Raw genomic sequence first — 21,021 nt, forward strand, 5'->3', positions numbered from 1 at the left:
GGAAATGCCAAGGATTGAATCGGTGTCGGTTTGTGCGGCGGCTGTGCCGCTCGATCGCGTGACGTCATTTGCGACTCGCACGGTCTCGACGCGTCACTATGGTCTGGTGAAAGTGCGCTCGACCGATGGCGTGGAAGGGATCGGCTTCTGTTATATCGGCAGTGCGGGCGGCGAGCTGCTGCGGGTGGCCGTGGAGCAATTGCTGGCGCCCGTGCTGATCGGCAAGGATTCGTATGCGGTCGAGGGACTGTGGCAGGCGATGTATCAGGAGGCCTTGCTGCAAGGCCGTGCCGGCACCGTGATGCGCGCCATCAGTATTCTCGATACGGCGTTGTGGGACCTGAATGCGCGCAGCCACAACGTGCCGCTGCACAAGTACCTCGGGGCGGTCGAACTCGACAGCGTGCCCGCGTATGCGAGCGGCGGCTACTACCTCGACGGCAAGTCCGCGGGCATGCTCGGCGAGGAAATGGCGAGCTACGTCGAGATGGGTTTCAAGGCGGTGAAGATGAAGGGCGGGCGCCTGTCGCCACGCGAAGAAGAAGCGCGCGTGCGCGCCGCGCGCGAAGCGATCGGCCCGGATGTCGAACTGATGATCGACATCAACAACGGCTGGACCGACACCACTCAGGCGCTGCAGCACCTGCGGCGGATCGAGCAATACGACCCGTACTTCGTGGAGGAGCCCTTTTCCCCCGACGATATCGACAACCACGCGCGCCTTGCCAAGCTCACGCGCGTGCCGGTGGCGACCGGCGAAATCGGCTATGGCCGCTGGTATCACAAGGAGTTGCTCGACAAGGGGGGCGCTGCGATCCTGCAAACCGACGCGGTGGTGTGCGGCGGCATCAGCGAATGGCGGCGGATCGCGGCGACTGCCGCGAGCTATGGCGTGGTGATGTGCCCGCACTGGTTCCATGACGTGCACGCGCCATTGGTTGCGGCCACACCTAACGCGCGCTATGTCGAGTACTTCTGGGACGACCAGGTGCTCAATTTCCGTCGCCTGATCGATCGTCAGCTCGGCCACAGGAATGGGCGCATCGTGCTGCACCAGACGCCGGGCCTTGGCTTCAATTTTGACGAGCGTGAGCTTGCGAAGTACGGCAAGTGGACCGCGATCGGCTAACCCGGGTTCGAGTCGAACGTCAAGGCGTTGTATGACGCGAATCTGGCCGTAAGGTATTAGTATTGCGCAATAAAATATAAAGGCATGGCTCGCATGAGTTCAGCGGGACTTGCGTGAGACATGCCTTTAATCGCCCCCTTAAAATCGCCCATCTCCCCCTCTTCAAACGTTTGCATCCTCCTGATGCCCCATACGTTTGAAGCATCGTCTATCCTTACATTAGCCTTCCTGACAATTTCGCCATTTTGGTGCCATGCAGGCGTTGGTGCTATCGATCTAGCATAGCTGCAGATTCACCCATCCCTTATCGGCATTCTCTCAGGCGCGTTTCATGTGGATCGTCAACGTTGCGCTTAAGCGGCCATACACGTTCATCGTGATGGCCATTCTGATCTTGCTGGCGACGCCGTTCGTGCTGTTGACCACGCCGGTCGACGTGCTGCCGGAGATCAATATTCCGGTGGTCAGCATCATCTGGAGTTACACGGGCTTGTCGGCCGAGGACATGGCCAACCGCATCACGTCCGTCAACGAGCGCAGTCTGACCACCACGGTCAACGACATCGAGCACATCGAATCGCAGTCGCTTGCGGGGATCACGATTCTCAAGGTGTTCCTGCAGCCGAACGCGAACATCCAGACCGCGATCGCGCAGACGGTGGCCGTCGAGCAGGCACAACTCAAGCAGATGCCGCCGGGCGCGACACCGCCTCTCGTGATCAGTTATTCGGCGTCCAGCATCCCGGTGATCCAGCTCGGCTTGTCGAGCCCGAAGCTCTCGGAGCAGGCGCTCAACGACACCGCGCTGAACTTCCTGCGTCCGCAGTTGGTGACGATCCCGGGCGCGGCCGTGCCCTATCCGTACGGCGGCAAATCGCGTCTGATTTCGGTCGACCTCGACACGCGCGCCTTGCTCGCAAAAGGCTTGACGCCTTCGGACGTGGTCAACGCGTTCAATGCGCAAAACCTGATTCTGCCGACCGGCACGGCCAAGATCGGGCCGAGGGAATACACGATCAACATGAACGGTTCGCCCGCCACGGTGGACGGTCTCAACGACATTCCGGTGCGCACGCTCAATGGCGCGACGACGTATCTGCGTGAAGTGGCTCACGTGCGCGACGGTTTCTCGCCGCAGACCAATATCGTGCGGCAGGACGGGCATCGTGGCGTGCTGATGTCGGTGCTGAAGAACGGCAGTGCGTCGACGCTGTCGATCGTCAATACGCTGCAAGGCCTGCTGCCGACCGCGCGCGCCGCGTTGCCGCCGGACCTGAGCATCACGGCCTTGTTCGACCAGTCCGTGTTCGTGAAAGCGGCAGTGCAGGGCGTGGTGCGCGAAGCGGTGGTCGCCGCCGCCCTGACCGCGGCGATGATCCTGCTGTTCCTCGGTAACTGGCGCAGCACCTGCATCATCGCGATTTCGATCCCGCTGTCGATTCTGTCCTCGCTGATCGCACTGCATGCGCTTGGCCAGACCATCAACATCATGACGCTGGGCGGCCTCGCGCTAGCGGTCGGGATTCTGGTCGACGACGCGACGGTGACGATCGAGAACATCGAACGGCACCTGCATATGGGTACGAATCTGCACGATGCGATTCTCGACGGCGCCGGCGAAATCGCGGTGCCGGCGCTGGTCTCCACGCTGTGTATCTGTATCGTGTTCGTGCCGATGTTCTTCCTGACCGGCGTCGCGCGTTATCTGTTCGTGCCGCTCGCGGAAGCCGTCGTGTTCGCGATGCTGGCCTCGTACGTTCTGTCGCGTACGCTGGTGCCCACACTGGCCATGCTGCTGATGGGCCACGCGCACAAGCCCAAAGCCAACGCCAACGCCAGACCGAATCTGTTCCGGCGTCTCTATCTGCGTTTCGATCACGGCTTCGAGCGCATGCGCTCCGCCTACATCGTGATTCTCAGCAGCGTGCTGGTGCGCCGCGGCAGGTTCGGCGGCCTGTTCCTCGGTTTCTGCGTGGTGTCGATGGGCCTGGTTTTCGTGCTCGGCGAAGACTTTTTCCCGAGTGTCGACGCGGGCGACATCCGTCTGCACATGCGTGCGCCGACCGGCACGCGCATCGAGGAGACCGCGCGTCTCGCGGACGAAGTCGAGAAGGTGATCCGCGAGGTCGTGCCGGCCGATGAACTCGGCACGATCCTCGATAACCTCGGCTTGCCGTATAGCGGTATCAACCTCTCGTATAGCAACGCGGGCACGATCGGCACGCTCGATGGCGAAATCCAGGTAGCGCTGAACGAGAACCACAAGCCGACGCAAGGCTATATGGACACATTGCGCACGATCCTGCCCAAGCGTTTTCCGGGCGTCGAGTTCTTCTTTCAACCGGCGGACATCGTCACGCAGATTCTCAACTTCGGCCTGCCTGCCGCGGTCGATGTGCAGATTTCCGGTGCGGATCAGCAGGGCAACTTCGACATTGCACGCAAGCTGCTGAAACAGGTACGGATGATTCCCGGCACCGTCGACACACACATCCAGCAGAAACTGGATGAACCGGTGATCAATCTTCAGATGGATCGCACGCGCCTGCAGCAACTCAATCTGAGCGCGAGCAATGTGGCGCAAAACGTGCTCATTTCATTGTCGGGCAGTTCGCAGACGTCGCCGGGGTTCTGGTTCAACGACAAAAATGGTGTGGAATACAGCGTCGGGGTGCAAACTCCGCAGTATCGGATTTCGTCGATCGACGAGCTGTTGCGCACACCGGTCTCAGGTTCCGCCAACGGGCCGACGCAACTGCTCGGCAACCTGGTGCAGGTCTCGCCGCACACCCAGTTCGCGGACGTCACGCACTACAACATCAGGCCGGTCATCGATCTGTATGTGAGCGTCGAGAAGCGCGACCTGGGCAGCGTCGCGAATCAGGTCGACAAGCTGGTCGATAACGTGCGGGCCTCGCTGCCGCGCGGCAGTCAGATTGTGGTGCGCGGCCAGGTGCAGACCATGCGCAGCTCGTTCTTCGGTCTGGGTCTCGGTGTGGCGATGGCGATCGTGCTGGTGTATCTGCTGATCGTGGTGAACTTCCAGTCGTGGGTCGATCCGCTGATCATCATCAGCGCCTTGCCGGCGGCACTGGCAGGCATCGTGTGGATGCTGTTCCTGACTGGCACGCATTTGAGCGTACCGGCCTTGACCGGCGCGATCATGACGATGGGCGTCGCCACCGCCAACAGTATTTTGATGGTGTCGTTCGCGCGCCAGCGACTCACCGCCGGCGCGCCGCCGCTCACCGCGGCGCTCGAAGCCGGTGCAAGCCGGATCAGGCCGGTGTTGATGACCGCGTTCGCGATGATCATCGGCATGATTCCGATGGCGCTCGGTCTCGGTGAAGGCGCCGAGCAGAACGCGCCGCTGGGCCGTGCGGTGATCGGTGGCTTGCTGTTTGCCACGATCTCCACGCTGTTTTTCGTGCCGGTGGTGTTCGCGGGCATTCATAGCCGTCTCGCGCGGCGCCACCGCGACGATGACGACACGGATGCGACGGGCGGGCACGGCGGCGACCACGGCCCCACGTTGGATCACGGCGGTGATGGCAAGCCCGCGTAACGTTAATTGACAGCTGAAATTTACGGCTGATTGTGATGGCTGACTGAGATGGCTGACTGAGATGACCGAAAAAACTCATGCATCGCTGGCGATTCCGGCGCGAGAGACCGAAGGTGGCCACAGCTTGCCACCGCGCAATCGCGAGTGGAAGCGCGCCAAAATCGCCGTCTGGATCGTGCTGGCGCTGCTCGCCCTGGGTGCATTGCGCACGGTGATCGCGAACGTTCTGCAAAGTCGCGCGGTGGTTGCAACGACGACCCAGAACGCCACGCAGTACGTGAACGTGATAAGCCCGGCGGAAACGGGCGGCGGTGGCGGCGACAACCTGTTGCCGGGCACCTTGCGCGGCTATGTCGAGTCGCCGATCTATGCGCGCTCCACCGGCTATCTGCTGCACTGGTACGTCGATATCGGCGCACGGGTGAAGCAGGGCCAATTGCTCGCCGATCTGGATACGCCGGAAATCGATCAGGAACTCGCGCAGGCGCTGGCGCAGCGTCAGCAAGCCAGTTCGAGTCTCGGCCTTGCCAAAAGCTCGGCGGAACGCTGGCAGCAACTGCGGCAACGCGATGCGGTCTCGCAGCAGGAACTCGACGAGCGGCAGAGCGCCTACACGCAAGACGTGGCCAATCTTGCCGCCGCCGATGCCAATGTAAAACGCCTGCAGCAACTCGAATCGTTCAAGCGCATCGTCGCGCCGTTTGCGGGCGTGGTCACGCAGCGCAATGTCGACGTCGGCGATCTGATCGACGCGGGCAGCGGCACGAGCCGCGCGTTGTTCGCGCTCGCGCAGTCGGATCCTTTGCGCGTCTATGTGCAACTGCCGCAGGCCTACGCGCAGAACGTGTCGGTCGGACAGAAGGTGGTGGTGACGCAGGCCGAATTGCCGGGTCAGCAGTTCCACGGCACGATCACGCATGTCTCCGGCGCGATCGACGTGCCGACCCGCTCGCTGCAGATCGAAGTGACCTTGCCGAATCCCGACGGCACGCTGCGGCCAGGCGCCTATGTACAGGTTGCGGTGCCCGCGGTGGCTCGTGCGGAATTGACGGTGCCGGGCAATGCCTTGCTGTTTCGCGCCGAAGGTCCACGGCTCGCGGTGGTCGATGAGAAGGGTACCGTGACGTTGCGCAAGATCGTGATCGCGCGGGACCTGGGGCAATCGCTCGAAATCGAAAGCGGCATCGAGGCAAGCGACAAGATCATCATCAACCCGAGCGATTCGATCGCGGACGGCGATCATGTGCAGATCGCGCAGCCGCAGAAAAACGGCAAGGGGGCGTCGTGATCGCGAAGCAGGCGAGCGTTGACCGGGCGCCCACATCACGAACGACACGCACGTCACGAGCGGCACTCAGCGCGTTTGCGGCCGCCGCGAGCGCGGCCTTGCTGGCCGCGTGCACGGTCGGCCCGGATTATCAGCGGCCGCAAGCCGAGGTGCCGCCGAGCTGGCAAACCGATTCATACTGGCGCGTCGCGGCGCCTTCGCATGCACCGATCACGCCTGACTGGTGGAGCGCGTTTGGCGATTCGACACTCGCCGCGCTGGAAACCCAGGCGCTCGCGCAGAATCAGACATTGGCCGCGGCAAGCGCGCACTATGAGCAGGCCAGAGCGACGCTCGCCAACACCCGTGCGCAGCAGATTCCCGAAGTCGATCTGGGCGCGACCGGTTCGCGCTTCCGGATTTCGAAGGACCGCCCGCTGACCAATTACGCCACGCCGACCACGTCGACGGTGCAGAACAACGTGCAACTCGGTCCGACGATCAACTACGACACCGATCTATTTGGCCGGATACGTCGCGAGGTGGAAGGCGCCGCGGCCTCCGCGCAGCAATCGGCCGACGATCTCGCCAACGCACGGCTCGTCCTCACCACCGATCTCGCCACCGACTATTTCTCGCTGCGTGAACTCGATGCCGAGATCGACGTGCTGAATCAATCGGTGAAGCTGCAGCAGAAGGCGCTCGATTACGTCACGTCCGAGCACGATCTCGGCTCGGTGTCCGGGCTCGACGTGCTGCAGCAGAAGTCGCTGCTCGATTCGACTCGCGTGCAGGCGCAATTGCTGCTGAATCAACGCGCGCAGCAAGAACATGCGATTGCCGCGCTGGTCGGCGTGCCCGCGCCGCAGTTCGCCATCGAAGCCCGTGTGCTCGACACGCAGGTGCCGCCGATTCCGCTTGGACTTCCTAGCGACGTTTTGCAACGCCGCCCGGATATCGCATCGGCGGAACGCGCAATGGCTGCGGCGAACGCGCAGATCGGCGTCGCCAAGGCGGCGTTTTTTCCGAGCCTGACACTGACGCCGGGCATCGGCTGGGAAAGCACGCAGTTCGCCAGCTTGCTGAGCGCGCCCACGCTGATGTGGACGCTCGGCGCGACGGTGGGGCAGGTGCTGTTCGACGGCGGCCGCCGTGCGGCCAACGTAAAGTTCGCGAGCGAAGGCTACCAGGCGAGCGAGGCGAATTACCGGCAAACCGTGCTTACCGCATTCCAGCAGGTGCAGGACGGCATCACGGGCCTGTCGGTGCTGGACGGCGCGGCGAAGCAGTCGCACGAGGCCGTGACCGATGCGCAGCATCTGCTGGCGCTCGCCAACGACCGCTATTCGGGCGGCCTGGTGGCCTATCTCGACGTGATTACCGCGCAGCAGTCGCTGCTCACGAGCGAGCGTCAGGATGTACAGATCCATGGCCAGCAGATGACGCTGTCGGTTTCACTGGTGAAGGCGCTCGGCGGCGGCTGGGATGGGAGCACGGACGTAGCGGGCGCCCAGCGGCCCGGCGGCGCAACGAACCCGGCGAATGCAGCGGAGGTTGCGAACGCAACGACCGTAGCCAACGCGACCAACGCAATCAACGCAACCAACGCAACGGCCACGAAGGAGGCGATGGCTCCCGCGAAGTGAGCCGCCCGACGATGACACGGCCAGACAGGAAAAGCGTAAAACGAGGCGTTTCGTATAATGCAGACACAAGGGGACGCGCATGAAATTGCTGATCGTTGAAGACGAGCACAAGGTGGTGGATTACCTGCGCTCCGGTTTGACAGAGCAGGGCTGGGTCGTCGATGTCGCGCTCGACGGCGAGGAAGGCATGCATCTGGCTACCGAATTCGATTACGACGTGATCGTCCTCGACGTGATGCTGCCCAAACGCGACGGTTTCAGCGTGCTCAAGGCGCTGCGCATGCGCAAGTCGACCCCGGTCATCATGCTGACGGCCCGCGATCATGTGAACGACCGTGTGCGGGGCCTGCGCGAAGGCGCCGACGACTACCTCACCAAACCCTTTTCCTTTCTCGAACTGGTCGAGCGGCTCCATGCCCTGGCACGCCGCACGCGCTCACAGGAATCGACGCTGATTTCCGTGGGCGATCTGTTCGTCGATCTGATCGGCCGGCGCGCCACCCGCGACGGCGTGCGTCTCGATCTGACCGCCAAGGAATTCCAGTTGCTCAGCGTGCTGGCGCGCCGCCAGGGCGACATTCTCTCGAAGACCGCGATTACCGAACTGGTGTGGGACGTCAACTTCGACAGCCATACGAACGTGGTCGAAACCGCGATCAAGCGGCTGCGCGCCAAACTCGACGGCCCGTTTTCCTCGAAGCTGCTGCACACCGTGCGCGGCATGGGCTACGTGCTCGAAGTACGTGAAGAGGCAGAACAATCATGAACCGTTCTATTGCGCGCCGCCTGGCATTGATGTTCGCGCTGGTGGCGCTGCTCGTGTTCACGCTGGTGGGCACCTGTCTGTTTCTGGTGTTGCGCACGCAACTCGAACACCATTTGCGCGAATCGCTCGACGCTCGCGCCGAGATCGCGCGCATCATCGTCTATCATTCGGTGACGCCCGAAAAATGGCGCATGGCCCGCGAAAAGCTCACCGACATGACGCCGCGCGACGGCAGCACCGTCTATGCGGTGTCGAGCGCCGATCCGTATTTCCACTATGGCAAGCCCGTCGAGGGGCCGGTCGTATCGAATTGGGCGGGCGGCTACGCGAAGATTTCGCCGCTCGGCGGCGGCGCGGATATGCTGACCGTCAACGTGACGATACCGGCTTACGGCGCCCGCCCACCCGTGCAATTGCAGGCCGCCGCCAGTTGTTCGCCAAACGCCCGCACGATGCGCGTGTTCGGCTCGACGCTCGCCGCACTGTCCGCGTTGGGCAGTCTCGCCGTGCTGCTGCTGAGTTACTGGGTCACGCGGCTGGGTCTTGCGCCGTTGACGCGCTTGACGAGAGATGCGTCCGCGGTGAGCCCGAATAACCGCTCGCAACGTCTGAATACGGCCTCGCTGCCGTTTGAATTGAACGATCTGGCCAACTCGTTCAACGGCGCGCTCGAACGTCTGGACGGCGCCTACGGCCGCCTCGAATCGTTCAATGCGGATGTCGCTCACGAATTGCGCACGCCGGTGACGATTCTGATCGGTCAAACCGAAGTGGCGTTGACCCGCAATCGCTCGGTCGACGATTTGCGCCATACGCTGCAATCGAATCTCGAAGAGTTCGAACGCATGCGCGCGATCATCAACGACATGCTGTTCCTCGCCCGCGCTGACCAGGGCGAGCGCGCGACGGGCCTCGTCGAAGTGTCGCTGGCCGGAGAAGTCGCGCATACGCTGGAGTTTCTGGAGATTCCGTTTGAAGAAGCGTGCGTGCATGCGCAGTTGCGCGGCGACGCGGTGGCGCGCGTGAACCGTTCGCTATTCGGCCGCGCCTGCACGAATCTGCTGATGAACGCGATCCAGCACTGCGCGCCGGGCGCGGCGATCACGGTGACGATCGCGAACACGGCGGATCAGGTGCGCGTTGCGGTGGCCAACCCGGGTGAGCCGATCGAGCCGGGCGTGCTCGAACACCTGTTCGACCGGTTCTATCGCGCGGAAGTGTCCCGCACCAACAGCCGCGAAAACCACGGGCTCGGTCTCGCGATCGTGAAGGCCATTGCGGAAATGCATCGCGGCGCGGTGTCGGCGGAAAGCGCGAATGGGATCAACACGTTCACGTTTTCGATTGCGGCCTCGAGTGTGGAAACCAGCATCCCGGCGGCACGCGCGAATGCCGGTGTGGCCGCGGTCGCAGCGGGTTAATCGCTGTGGATTACTCGTCGCTGGAAAAAGGCAAATCGGCCTGAACCGGTACGCGCGGTTTCGCCACTTGCGCGTTGGCCGGCGTCAACGCGCTCACGCGCACGCCCAGCAGCCGCAGCTTGCGGTTCAGTTCCACTCGCCGCAGACACTCGGTTGCCGCGCGCCGGATTTCGGCGGCGTCGGCCGTCGGTTCGTCGAGCGTCAGGTCGCGCGTGACCGTGCGGAAGTCGTCGTAGCGCAGCTTGATGCCCACGGTACGGCCCACATAGCCCTTGCGCACCAGGTCTTCCGCCACCCGTACGCACAAGCCGGTAAACGAACTGGACAAGGCCGGGCGATCATGACGTGGATGCAGATCGCGTTCGAAGGTCGTCTCGCGGCTCATCGACTTCGGCTCCGATTCGACCACCACCGGCCGCTCGTCGTAACCTTGCGCGACTTGCATGAGCCAGGCCGAATAACTCCGCCCGAAGTGGTCCTGCAACAGACCCGCGTCCGCAGCCGCGAGATCGCCGACCGTGGCGAGACCGAGCGCGGTGAGTTTCTCCGCGGCCTTCGGTCCGATTCCGTTGACCTTGCGCACCGGCAAGGGCCATACGCGCAACGGCACGTCCGCGGGCGTGAGAATCGTGAGGCCGTTGGGTTTGCCGAGTTCGGAGCCGATTTTCGCCAGCAGCTTGTTCGGCGCGACGCAAATCGAGCAGGTGAGGCCGGTTGCCTGATTGACGGCCTGCTTGATGCGCGCGGCGATCTCGCGCGGCTCGTCCGGCAACCCGGTGAGGTCGATATAAATTTCGTCGATGCCGCGGTCTTCGATCCGGTCCGTGAACGTCGCCACCGCCGCTTTGAACAGACGCGAGTAGTGACGATACGACTCGAAATCGGTGGGCAGCAGAACCGCGTCCGGCGCGAGCACGGCGGCTTTCATCATGCCCATTGCGGAGAATACGCCGAGCGCGCGGGCCTCGTAAGTGGAGGTGGTCACCACGCCGCGGCCCGCGTAATCGCGCAGCTTCGCAAAGCGGCGGCTGCCGTCTTCAAGCGTTTGCGGCGCGCCGTTGCGGCCGCCGCCGATCACCACCGGCGTGCCGCGCAGTTCGGGATAGCGCAAGAGTTCAACGGACGCGTAGAACGCGTCCATGTCCAGATGCGCAATACGGCGGCTTGCAGAACTCATGGATGGCGGATGGGGTGACAGCGCGGGCCGCGAGCATCACAGTCGATGAACAGTCGATGCGCGCGGCCGTTGCCCTAGGGCATGGCTTGCTGCGTTGGGCGCCCGGACGTGTGAGCCATGATGCGCTGCACGCCCGACGCCAAACCGTCATAGTACCTTGCTCCGCCCGGGCAAGGTGTCAGCCGGCCAACGTCAACCGCAAGCCGGTTTGGCTTTCTTGCAGGCGTCCGCAAGCTGGGGCGGCGGGTCCTTCTTGAACACAGTCTTATACGACTCGAGCACGTTCGACTGAACCACCGGCAGGGACTGCACGCCGATCCACGCCGGCGGCGTCTGGCCGATCAGCGCTTTCATCATCGCCATCGCCTCGGCCACGCCCTGATCGTACGGCCGTTGCGAGCCGGTTGCCTTCAGCGGTCCGCCTTTGGCAATCTCGATCGCGGATTGCAGGCCCAGGTCGACCGTCGTCACGGGAATGTTCACCCCCTGTGCCCGCATCGACGTCAGCGTGTCGAGCGCCGGTTGATCCCACACGGCGAACAGTCCCTTGACGTCCGGATTACCGGTCAGGAAATCGCCCGCGATCTGCCCCACCTTCGAGGGATCCGTAAAGGCCACCTGCTTGATCTTGATGTCCGGCCGATTTTTCTTGAACCAGTCGTTGACGGCCTTGGTGCGCTCCGTCGTGCTGAAGTAGTCCACGCCGAAATTCACGAGCCCGATGGTGGCGCCTTGCGGCACGCACGAGGCGAGCACCTTCGCCGCGATCTGGCCGTTGCCTTCGCTGTCGGCGGAAATCATCGAGGCGTATTGCTCAGGATGCTTCAGGCCGGTTGGTACGTTGTCCATGAACACGAGTTTGATGCCGGCTTCGGACACCTTCTTGTAGGTGGCGGCCGTGGCCGTTCCGTCGACCGGAATCGAGATGATGCCGTCCGGGTGGCGCTGGATCGTGTTCTCGATATCCGCGATCTGCTTGTCGACCTGATATTCCGCCGATGCCGTGCCGATCACTTCCACGCCGTATTTCTTGAGCGTATCCGTGATGCCTTGCACCTGCAGTTGCGACCAGTCGAGATTCATGGTCTGCATCGAAATGCCGACCTTGAATTTGCCGGCCTTGATTTTGGCGATGTCGGCGTCGCTCAGCCTCACGGCTTCCACCGAGGCCGCTTTTTCGCCGTTCGGCCCTTGCCCGACAATCGTCTTCGGTCCGATCGACCCGGCCGGCAGACTGGTCACGCATTGCGCGTAGGCGCCCGGCGTTGCCAGCGCCATGACGGTGGCAGCGGCGGCCGCCATGAGAGTGGGTAGAACGTATCCTGAGCCACGACGATGTTTCATGATTCTTCTCCGTTGGTCTTCATGTTGGTGTTACGTCTCCTGCCATTCACGAACAGCGCGGGCACGCGAGCTCACGCTTGATTGAGATGCCTTCGTCGCTTGCTGGGCCACTTGCCGGCTTATTTCATGGCTCATTTCCTGGTGAAGGCCACAGCCGCGACGATGATGGCCCCCTTGATCACCAGTTGCAGCGATGAACTGACGCCGAGCAGGACCAGCCCGTTATTGAGCGTGCCGATGATGAGACTGCCGAGCAGCGTGCCGAGCACGAAGCCGCGGCCGCCGAACAGACTGCAGCCGCCGAGCGTCACCGAGGCGATCACATCGAGCTCCATGCCTTGCACGACGTCGGGCCGTGCCGCATGCGAGCGCGCGGAGAGCACGAGCGCGGCGAGCCCGGCCAGCATGCCGGTGAGCACGAAGGCGACCGTGGTCACGCGTCTCGTGTTGATCCCGGAGTAGAGCGCCGCCGTCGGATTGCCGCCGGCTGCATAGATCTGCCGGCCGAACACGCTGAAATGAAGCAGCAGGATGCCGGCGATCACGGTCAGCCCGGTCCAGATGATCGGCACCGGCACACCGGCAATGTCGCCTTCGCCGAAGATCGCGATGAACGAATCGTTGGTGATGATCTCGGGTCTCGTCGTCGTGACCATCAGGGCGAGTCCGCGTGCCGCGCTCAAGGTGCCGAGCGTCACCAGGAACGACGGGATGTTCAACCGCGTGGTCACAACCCCGTTGATCGCGCCGACAAGCGCGCCGGTGCCGATCCCGGCAATCGCGCCGATGATCCAGTTGTCGCCGACATACGCCATGGCGAGCGCCGCGGACATGCCCGACAGCGCCAGCGTCGAGCCCACCGACAGATCGATTTGCCGCGCGATGATCACGAAAGTCATGCCGACAGCAACGATCGACACGAGCGCGGTTTGCCGGCCGATGTTCAGGAAGTTGTCGATGGAGAGAAACCAGGGCGAGGCGAAGCTGAACACCACCAGCAGGATCGCGAACGCGCCGTACAGCGCGTAGGGCCGGTCGCCTTGCAGCAGGAGTTGCGCGATGCGCCGCATACGGCTCTTGCGCGGTGGCGATGCCTGCCGTTCGGCCGTCATCGGCGAGACAGAATCGTTCATGTTGAATGCGCCCTGGAAGACGTCCCAGCGGGGGACTCGATGGAAGAACGGGACAACTGGATCAGGTGATGGAGCGCCTCGGCGTTGGCGAGGTCGGCGCGCTCGACGGTCTTGACGATCGAGCCGTCCACGACGATCGAAATCCGGCCGCACAGGCGCAACAGTTCATCGAGGTCCGAGGAAACGACGAGCACGCCGGTGCCCGCGCGCGCGGCGTCCTGGATCACGCCGTAGATCTCCTCGCGTGCGCCGACGTCGACGCCGACCGTCGGTTCGTCGAGCAGAAGGATCTTGGGACGCGGGTGATTCCACTTCGCAAAGACCACCTTCTGCTGGTTGCCGCCGGACAGGAACTTGACCGCGGTCGACGAGCCGGGGGCCTTGACGCTCAATTCCTTCATCGAGCGCTTCGCCTGGTTGACGGCCGCCTGGCTGCGCAGCCAGCCCCACCGGGAGAATCGCGGCAGCCGCGGCAGGGTCAGGTTGCGTTCGATCGAATGATCGAGGACGAGTCCTTCAAGATGGCGATCTTCGGGCACCAGCGCCACGCCGAGCCGGATGGCTTCAGCGGGCGTCATACGCGCGCGGGATTGACCGTCGATCACAATGGCGCCCGCCTCGATCTTGCGAATGCCAAAGATGGTCTGCAGTATTTCCGTGCGCCCGCTGCCGATCAATCCCGCGAGCCCGTGAATCTCGCCGCGCCGAATCAACAGGTCGACGTGGCGAAGCCTGTCGTTGCTGACGTTCGACAACTTGAGCATGGGTCCGGCGGCGGCATGGAACGTGGCCAGGGTTTGCCGGCCGACGCCGGGTTCGTCACCGGCAATGCCGGCAGCCGTCCTTTCGCGTGCCTGCAAAGCGGCATGACCGGGGCCGACGATCGCCGCGACCAGTTGCTTCATATCGGTGTGGGCGGTCTGGAACACGCCGGCATTGGCTCCGTCACGAAACACGGTGACGCGCTGAGAAATCCGGAACACCTCGTTCAGACGATGCGTCACATAGATCACGCCGACGCCCCGATCCGTGACCGCGCGAATCGCGTCGAACAGGATCTGCTCTTCGCCGCCCGTCAGCGCCGAGGTGGGTTCGTCGAGGATCAGCACGCGCACGTCGCCCATCAGCGCCTTGCAGATTTCGGTCATTTGCCGGTACGCGAACGGCAACGCGCCAACCGGCGTGCGCGGGTCGAGCGGGATGCCGTGCGAGTGGAGGAATTCGCGGACGGTGGCCATGAGTTGCCGGTTTTTCACGAAGCCGAGGCGGGTGCGGGGTTCGCGCCCCAGCATCAGATTGGCCCCGACCGACAGCGATTCGACCAGGCTCAGATCCTGGTAGACCACGGCAACGCCTGCTTCACGCGAGCGCGCCGGCGAATCGAATGCCACTTTTTCGCCGGCAATCTCGATGATGCCGTCGTCATAGGCATGAACGCCGCTGAGGATCTTGATCAGCGTGGATTTGCCCGCGCCGTTTTCGCCGAGCAACGCGTGGACTTCGCCGGGCAACACGTCGAGGCTGACGCCGCGCAGCGCCTGCACGCCACCGAACCGTTTGGTGACGCCCGCAACACGGATCAATGGAACCTGAGGCGATGACGCGGCCGCGACCGCAACCGGCTCACTCATCTGACACGTCTCCTTCGTCGATACGGCGGAATCTTTCTCTTTGTATGTACGGCGCTGATGGCCGAAACCGTTTTGTTATCTTCGCATCATGAATATGGTGCGTCAATAACATTTGTAGCCTGAGGTACGGCTGGACGTCTGATTATGTAATGATTGAATCGGAAAGCTTGTGATAATTCTATCAATCGTTGTAGCATAAGTGCGAACAACTTGTCGGCGGCCGTGGTGCGCCGCGTCAAATTTCCGGATGCCTTATGCCTGAAGCCCCTGTGCTTTCTTCCTCGGTCGTTACGCTGCGCGGCGGCCCGCTCGTTCATCCGGTTCGTAATCCGGGCCTGCCGTTCGACGCCTCCTGGCTGGACGGCTTGCGGGTCAACCAGTCCGCGGTCGAGCGGCGCACGGCCACGCTCGGAACGCGCCGCAGCGTCAAGAAAGATGCGCAGGCGGCCTGGCTGCTGAAGGCCGTCACCTGTATCGACCTCACCACGCTCAACGGCGACGACACCGAGGGGCGCGTGCGCCGCCTTTGCGCCAAGGCGCGCCAACCCGTGCGAGCCGATCTGCTCGAAGCGCTCGGTATCGCGCCGCATGGCATCACCACGGGCGCGGTCTGTGTTTATCACCGTTTCGTTGCGGCGGCGGTGGATGCGCTGCAGGGCAGCGGCATTCCGGTCGCCGCGGTATCCACGGGATTTCCGGCCGGACTGATTCCGCATCCGCTGAAACTGAAAGAGATCGAGGCATCGGTCGCGGACGGTGCGCGGGAAATCGACATTGTCGTCACGCGTGAATACGTGCTGACCGGCAACTGGCAGGCGCTCTACGACGAGGTGCGCGAGTTCCGCGCGGCCTGCGGCCCGGCGCATCTGAAGGCGATTCTGGCGACCGGCGACATCCGCACGCTTTCCAATGTGGCGCGCGCCTCGATGGTCTGCATGATGGCCGGCGCCGACTTCATCAAGACGTCGACCGGCAAGGAAGGCGTCAACGCCACGCTGGATGTCTCGCTGGTGATGGTGCGCATGATCCGCGAGTACCAGGAGCGCACCGGCGTGCCGATCGGCTTCAAGCCGGCGGGCGGCGTGTCAGGCGCGAAGTCCGTGCTGTCCTATCAGATCCTCATGAAGGAGGAGCTCGGCCGGCCGTGGCTCGAACCGGAGCTGTTCCGTATCGGCGCATCGAGCTTGCTGGCCGATATCGAACGCCAGCTCGAACATCACGTGAGCGGGCGTTACTCCGCTTTCAACCGTCATCCCGTAGCCTGAACAGAAGACCGATCCCATGAGCGTAGCCGAGTATTTTTCATCGATGGAGTACGGTCCCGCACCCGAGGACGATCAACCCGCGCGCGCCTGGCTCGCGCAACATGAGCCGGGCTTCGGGCATTTCATCGGCGGGGCATGGCATGAGCCGGCGGCCGGAGAGCGCTTCGTCTCGCACGCGCCCGCCACCGGCGAGCGGCTCGCGGCAATCGCCCAGGGCGACGCGGCCGATGTCGACGCGGCGGTGGCCGCCGCGCGCGCCGCGCAGCCGGGCTGGCTCGCGTTGGGCGGTGCCGGGCGGGCTAGGCACCTGTATGCGCTCGCACGCATGGTGCAGCGTCATAGTCGCCTGTTTGCCGTGCTCGAAGCGCTCGACAACGGCAAGCCGATCCGCGAAACGCGCGATATCGACGTGCCGCTGGTCGCGCGGCATTTCCTGCATCACGCGGGGTGGGCGCAGTTGCAGGAGAGCGAATTCGCCGATTACGCGCCGCTCGGCGTGGTCGGCCAGATCGTGCCGTGGAATTTCCCGCTGCTGATGCTCGCGTGGAAGATCGCGCCGGCGATCGCTATGGGCAATTGCGTCGTGTTGAAGCCGGCTGAATACACGCCGCTCACGGCGTTGCTGTTTGCCGAACTTGCGCATCGGGCCGGTTTGCCGGCAGGCGTGCTGAACGTCGTGACGGGCGATGGCCGCACCGGTGCCGCGCTCGTCGAGCATCCGCAAGTGGACAAGATCGCCTTCACGGGGTCGACGGAAGTGGGGCGCCTGATTCGCGCGGCCACGGCGGGTTCGGGCAAATCGCTGACGCTCGAACTCGGCGGCAAGTCGCCCTTCATTGTGTTCGACGACGCGGATCTCGACGGTGCTGTCGAGGGCGTTGTCGACGCGATCTGGTTCAACCAGGGGCAGGTCTGTTGCGCGGGTTCGCGCCTGCTCGTGCAGGAGGGAATCGAAGCGCGCTTTATTGCGAAGCTGAAGCGCCGCATGGAAACGCTGCGGGTCGGCACGTCGCTCGACAAGAGTATCGATATCGGCGCGATCGTCGATCCGGTGCAGCTCGAGCGCATCCAGTCACTGGTGGAAGCCGGCCGCCGCGAAGGCTGTGCGGTATGGCAGTCGCCCGATACGGCGATGCCCGCCGGCGGCTGTTTTTATCCGCCCACGCTCGTCACCGGCGTGGCGCCGGCTTCCATTCTGGCGCAGGAAGAAATCTTCGGACCGGTGCTGGTCACCATGAGCTTTCGCACGCCGGATGAAGCGATTGCGCTCGCCAATAACTCGCGCTACGGACTCGCCGCGAGCGTGTGGAGCGAAACCATCGGCCGGGCGCTCGATGTCGCGCCGCGCCTTGCCTGCGGCGTCGTGTGGATCAATGCAACCAATCTGTTCGATGCGGCGGTCGGCTTCGGCGGCTACCGCGAGTCGGGCTATGGTCGCGAAGGCGGTCGTGAGGGCATCTACGAATATCTGAAACCGCGTGCCTGGCTCAAGCTTGCCGTCCGTCAGGCTACGCGCGCTGAACGCATCGAACCGACAGCAGGCTCCGGCGAGCGCGAGCCGTTGTCGAATGTCACACTGATCGACCGTACTGCGAAGCTTTTCATCGGCGGCAAGCAGGTGCGTCCGGACAGCGGCTATTCGTTGCCGGTTCACGCGCCGGATGGCGCTCTGGTCGGCGAAGTGGGCGAGGGCAATCGCAAGGACATTCGCAACGCGGTCGAAGCGGCGCGCGCGGCGCAGAAATGGTCGCAGGCGAGTACGCATAACCGCGCCCAGGTGCTGTTCTATCTTGCGGAGAACCTGGCCGTTCGCGCGGATGAGTTCGCGCGGCAACTGGTGATCAGAAACGGCGCGACGGAGGCGGCGGCACATGCTGAAGTCGAGGCCGCGGTGGCGCGTCTGTTTACTTACGCGGCGTGGGCCGACAAGTTCGACGGCGCCGTGCATACGCCGCCACTGCGCGGCGTCGCGCTGGCGATGCACGAGCCGCTCGGCGTGATCGGCATCGCCTGTCCGGAGGAAGCACCGTTGCTCGGCTTTGTCTCGCTCGTGGCGCCCGCGCTGGCCATGGGCAACCGGGTGGTGGTGTTGCCGAGCGTGGCGTGCCCGCTCACCGTGACCGATTTTTATCAGGTGGCTGAGACCTCGGATGTGCCGGCCGGCGTGCTGAATATCGTGACGGGTGAGCGTAGCGCGCTGTTGCCCGCGCTTGCCAAACATGATGACGTCGATGCGGTCTGGTGTTTCGGCGATGCGGCGGATTCGACGCTGGTCGAGCGCGAATCGGCCGGTAATCTGAAGCGGACGTTCGTCGATTACGGCCACCCGTTCGACTGGTCCGACCGGTCGAGCGAAGGCCGCCCGTTTCTGCGTCAGGCCGTGCAGGTGAAGAACATCTGGATACCGTACGGAGACTGACCGGCAGACCCGCCGGGTGTCGGAACCAATTGCACGCCAACCAGAAAATGGAGGAGACAACGTGCTGAAGCATCTGGATTTGCGGTTTTTTCAGGGGGCGCGCGAATGAACACGTCGCCGCAACGAAATGGGCGTGTCGTCATTCTCGGCATCTATGTCACGGATCTGACGTTTCGCGCCGGGCGTATGCCCCTGATCGGCGAGACGATCGCCGGCACGGCATTCGCGATGGGACCCGGCGGCAAGGGTTCGAATCAGGCGGTGGCGGCAGCGCGCGCCGGCGCCGACGTGGTGTTCTGCACGCGCATCGGCAACGACGCGTTTGGCGAGATTGCGCGCAAAACGTGGGCCACCGAAGGCATTACGGCACGCGCGTCGGTGATCGAGGGCGTGTCCACCGGGGCGGCGCATATCTTCGTCGACGACACGACCGGCATGAACGCGATCATCGTCGCCTCCGGTGCGGCCGGCACGATGAATGCAGCCGACGTCGATGCGATCGAAGCCGACATCGCCACCGCGCGCGTCTTCGTCACACAACTCGAGCAGCCGCTCGCGGCGGCGCGCCGCGGCCTTGAGGTGGCCCGCCGGCACGGCGTCGTCACCGTGTTCAATCCGGCGCCTGCGTTGCCGCTCGACGACGACATCTTCCCGTTGTGCGACTACATCACCCCCAACGAAACCGAAGCCGCCGCACTCACCGGTGTGCCGATCGCGAATGCCGACGACGCGCGCCGCGCCGCCGACGTGCTGCTCGCCAAAGGTGTCGGCGCGGTCATTGTCACGCTGGGGGAAAGCGGCGCGCTGCTGCACTCGGCAACCCAATCGGTGCTCGTGCCGGCCTATCGCTGCGGCCGCGTGGTGGAGACCGCCGGTGCGGGCGACGGCTTCACCGGCGGTTTCGCGGCGGCGCTCGCACGCGGCGACGATGCGATTGCCGCGCTGCGTTTTGGCTGTGCGCTGGCGGGCATTTCCGTCACGCGAGCGGGCACGGCGCCGTCCATGCCGACGCTCGACGAGGTGAATCGCGTGTTGAATCAGCCGGCCGAGCGGTCCCCGGCTTCTTCACCGCAGTCCTGACTATTCGAAGACTCAAGGAGATCGTGCCCGCCATGAAGTCCTCGTTTACCACTGAAAAAATGTTCGGCGACCGGCAACTGAATTTTCTGCTGATCGTCAACGTACTCGTCGTGCTGGCCGCAACGTGGCTCTCGCGCGGGCAATTCGTCGATATCGACAATCTGCAGTCGATGGGCGGCCAGTTGCCCGAACTTGGCCTGCTTGCGCTCGGGATCATGCTGTCGATGGTGTCGGGCAACGGCGGGATCGACCTGTCGGGCGTGGGGCTCGCCAACCTGTCCGGGATGGTCGCCGCGCTGGTCGTGCCGCGCTTCGTGAGCGGTGACGACTCGCCGGCGCTCTACACGGCGCTCTTCTGCGTGATCGTCGTGGTGACGGGACTGCTCGGCGGACTTCTGAATGGCGTGGTGATCGCGCGCCTGCGGCTCACGCCGATTCTCTGCACGCTCGGCACCCAACTGCTCTTCACGGGTTTTGCGGTGGTGCTCAGCAATGGCGCTTCGGTGCACGTCGACTATGTCGACCCGTTGTCGAATATCGGTAACGGCACCGTGTTTCAGGTGCCGATCGCGTTCTGCATCTTTATCGCCGCGGTGATCGTGTTGGGGTGGTTGCTCAAACGCAGCCCGTTCGGCCTGCGCCTCTATCTGATGGGCACCAATCCCAAAGCCGCGTTCTATGCCGGCATTCCGCGCGCGCGGATGCTGATTACGACCTATGCGATGTGCGGCGTGCTGGCGTCGCTCGCCGGTCTGATCAGCGCGACGCATACGTCCAGCGCGAAATGGGATTACGGCAACTCCTATCTGCTGATCGCCATTCTGATCGCGGTGATGGGCGGCGTGAATCCGGCCGGTGGTCACGGCCGCATCATCTGCGTGTTTTTTGCGGCAACCGTGCTGCAGTTTCTCTCGAGTCTGTTCAACCTGCTGGGCGTGTCGCAGTTTTTCGGCGATTGCGCATGGGGTTTTCTGTTGCTGCTGTCGCTCGCGTTCGCGGGCGGCGAGCGGGTGCGCGCGATCTTCGGCTTCGGCGGCGGTGGTGGTGGCAGTGGCAGTGGCAGCAGTGCGGCGAGTTCCGGCACGGCGCCGAAAAGTTAGCGCGCAGGAACAGACGCGCGCGCAACACGATTTCAGTAGCGACGGACAACGGGCCCTGGCTGTCCGTGACGGTGAAGC

At 63.8% G+C, this 21,021-nt stretch carries 13 protein-coding genes and 1 pseudogene; 10 read left to right on the forward strand and 4 right to left on the reverse strand.

The genetic code is table 11. The features are described 5' to 3' along the window. Window positions 1-4: 4 nt before the first annotated feature. The 6 genes and pseudogenes from PQR67_RS28340 to PQR67_RS28365 all read left to right on the forward strand — a co-directional run bounded on the left by PQR67_RS28340 (window position 5) and on the right by PQR67_RS28365 (window position 9,838). Window positions 5-1,129 (forward strand): mandelate racemase/muconate lactonizing enzyme family protein, encoded by a 1,125-nt coding sequence (locus PQR67_RS28340; RefSeq protein WP_408466151.1) that lies wholly within the window; start codon window positions 5-7, stop codon window positions 1,127-1,129. A 331-nt stretch (window positions 1,130-1,460) separates the two neighbouring features. Beyond that, window positions 1,461-4,694 carry an efflux RND transporter permease subunit gene (locus tag PQR67_RS28345; RefSeq protein ID WP_408466152.1) on the forward strand — a complete coding sequence of 1,078 codons (3,234 nt, stop codon included), beginning with the start codon at window positions 1,461-1,463 and terminating at the stop codon, window positions 4,692-4,694. 61 nt (window positions 4,695-4,755) lie between these two features. Continuing rightward, window positions 4,756-5,982, forward strand: coding sequence for an efflux RND transporter periplasmic adaptor subunit (locus tag PQR67_RS28350; protein ID WP_408466153.1), 1,227 nt, complete (start codon window positions 4,756-4,758; stop codon window positions 5,980-5,982). Between the two features lie 98 nt (window positions 5,983-6,080). Then, complete coding sequence (locus PQR67_RS28355; protein WP_408466199.1) at window positions 6,081-7,607, forward strand: efflux transporter outer membrane subunit; 1,527 nt, start codon at window positions 6,081-6,083, stop codon at window positions 7,605-7,607. A gap of 79 nt (window positions 7,608-7,686) precedes the next feature. Beyond that, window positions 7,687-8,373, forward strand: coding sequence for a heavy metal response regulator transcription factor (locus PQR67_RS28360; RefSeq protein WP_091802526.1), 687 nt, complete (start codon window positions 7,687-7,689; stop codon window positions 8,371-8,373). Next, window positions 8,370-9,838, forward strand: a pseudogene (locus PQR67_RS28365) (heavy metal sensor histidine kinase). The gene PQR67_RS28360 and the pseudogene PQR67_RS28365 overlap by 4 nt, the downstream one beginning before the upstream one ends. Here the strand turns inward: PQR67_RS28365 and dinB are convergent. The 4 genes from dinB to PQR67_RS28385 form a co-directional block, all read right to left on the reverse strand. After that, window positions 9,805-10,971: a DNA polymerase IV gene (gene dinB / locus PQR67_RS28370; protein WP_408466154.1), complete on the reverse strand. Its 1,167-nt coding sequence runs from the start codon at window positions 10,969-10,971 to the stop codon at window positions 9,805-9,807. The pseudogene PQR67_RS28365 and the gene dinB overlap by 34 nt on opposite strands. Window positions 10,972-11,163: 192 nt before the next feature. Further along, entirely contained in the window at window positions 11,164-12,315 is a 1,152-nt protein-coding gene (locus tag PQR67_RS28375; RefSeq protein WP_408466155.1) for a substrate-binding domain-containing protein, read from the reverse strand. Window positions 12,316-12,446: 131 nt separating this feature from the next. Next, window positions 12,447-13,448 (reverse strand): ABC transporter permease, encoded by a 1,002-nt coding sequence (locus PQR67_RS28380; RefSeq protein WP_408466156.1) that lies wholly within the window; start codon window positions 13,446-13,448, stop codon window positions 12,447-12,449. Next, window positions 13,445-15,079: a sugar ABC transporter ATP-binding protein gene (locus PQR67_RS28385; protein ID WP_408466157.1), complete on the reverse strand. Its 1,635-nt coding sequence runs from the start codon at window positions 15,077-15,079 to the stop codon at window positions 13,445-13,447. The genes PQR67_RS28380 and PQR67_RS28385 overlap by 4 nt, the downstream gene beginning before the upstream one ends. 254 nt (window positions 15,080-15,333) lie before the next feature. On the opposite strand from PQR67_RS28385, the gene deoC reads away from it, so the two are divergent. From deoC to PQR67_RS28405, 4 genes are all read left to right on the forward strand, one after another. Continuing rightward, on the forward strand, window positions 15,334-16,344 hold the full coding sequence (deoC, locus tag PQR67_RS28390; RefSeq protein ID WP_408466158.1) for a deoxyribose-phosphate aldolase: 1,011 nt from the start codon (window positions 15,334-15,336) through the stop codon (window positions 16,342-16,344). Between the two features lie 16 nt (window positions 16,345-16,360). After that, window positions 16,361-18,763, forward strand: coding sequence for an aldehyde dehydrogenase family protein (locus tag PQR67_RS28395; RefSeq protein WP_408466159.1), 2,403 nt, complete (start codon window positions 16,361-16,363; stop codon window positions 18,761-18,763). A gap of 105 nt (window positions 18,764-18,868) precedes the next feature. Continuing rightward, window positions 18,869-19,843, forward strand: coding sequence for a ribokinase (gene rbsK, locus PQR67_RS28400; protein WP_408466160.1), 975 nt, complete (start codon window positions 18,869-18,871; stop codon window positions 19,841-19,843). 32 nt (window positions 19,844-19,875) lie between these two features. Continuing rightward, window positions 19,876-20,943, forward strand: coding sequence for an ABC transporter permease (locus PQR67_RS28405; RefSeq protein WP_408466161.1), 1,068 nt, complete (start codon window positions 19,876-19,878; stop codon window positions 20,941-20,943). Window positions 20,944-21,021 lie beyond the last annotated feature (78 nt).

The organism is Paraburkholderia fungorum, assembly GCF_046026025.1.
In the GTDB taxonomy this organism is placed as follows: Bacteria; Pseudomonadota; Gammaproteobacteria; order Burkholderiales; family Burkholderiaceae; genus Paraburkholderia; species Paraburkholderia fungorum_E.

Excerpts from the sequence above, each read along its gene's own strand:
- rbsK (WP_408466160.1), top strand. The coding sequence starts at position 18,869 with ATGAACACGTCGCCGCAACGAAATGGGCGTGTCGTCATTCTCGGCATC.
- PQR67_RS28395 (WP_408466159.1), top strand. The coding sequence starts at position 16,361 with ATGAGCGTAGCCGAGTATTTTTCATCGATGGAGTACGGTCCCGCACCC.
- PQR67_RS28405 (WP_408466161.1), top strand. The coding sequence starts at position 19,876 with ATGAAGTCCTCGTTTACCACTGAAAAAATGTTCGGCGACCGGCAACTG.
- PQR67_RS28345 (WP_408466152.1), top strand. The coding sequence starts at position 1,461 with ATGTGGATCGTCAACGTTGCGCTTAAGCGGCCATACACGTTCATCGTG.
- PQR67_RS28340 (WP_408466151.1), top strand. The coding sequence starts at position 5 with ATGCCAAGGATTGAATCGGTGTCGGTTTGTGCGGCGGCTGTGCCGCTC.
- dinB (WP_408466154.1), bottom strand. The coding sequence starts at position 10,971 with ATGAGTTCTGCAAGCCGCCGTATTGCGCATCTGGACATGGACGCGTTC.
- deoC (WP_408466158.1), top strand. The coding sequence starts at position 15,334 with ATGCCTGAAGCCCCTGTGCTTTCTTCCTCGGTCGTTACGCTGCGCGGC.
- PQR67_RS28380 (WP_408466156.1), bottom strand. The coding sequence starts at position 13,448 with ATGAACGATTCTGTCTCGCCGATGACGGCCGAACGGCAGGCATCGCCA.
- PQR67_RS28385 (WP_408466157.1), bottom strand. The coding sequence starts at position 15,079 with ATGAGTGAGCCGGTTGCGGTCGCGGCCGCGTCATCGCCTCAGGTTCCA.
- PQR67_RS28350 (WP_408466153.1), top strand. The coding sequence starts at position 4,756 with ATGACCGAAAAAACTCATGCATCGCTGGCGATTCCGGCGCGAGAGACC.
- PQR67_RS28360 (WP_091802526.1), top strand. The coding sequence starts at position 7,687 with ATGAAATTGCTGATCGTTGAAGACGAGCACAAGGTGGTGGATTACCTG.
- PQR67_RS28375 (WP_408466155.1), bottom strand. The coding sequence starts at position 12,315 with ATGAAACATCGTCGTGGCTCAGGATACGTTCTACCCACTCTCATGGCG.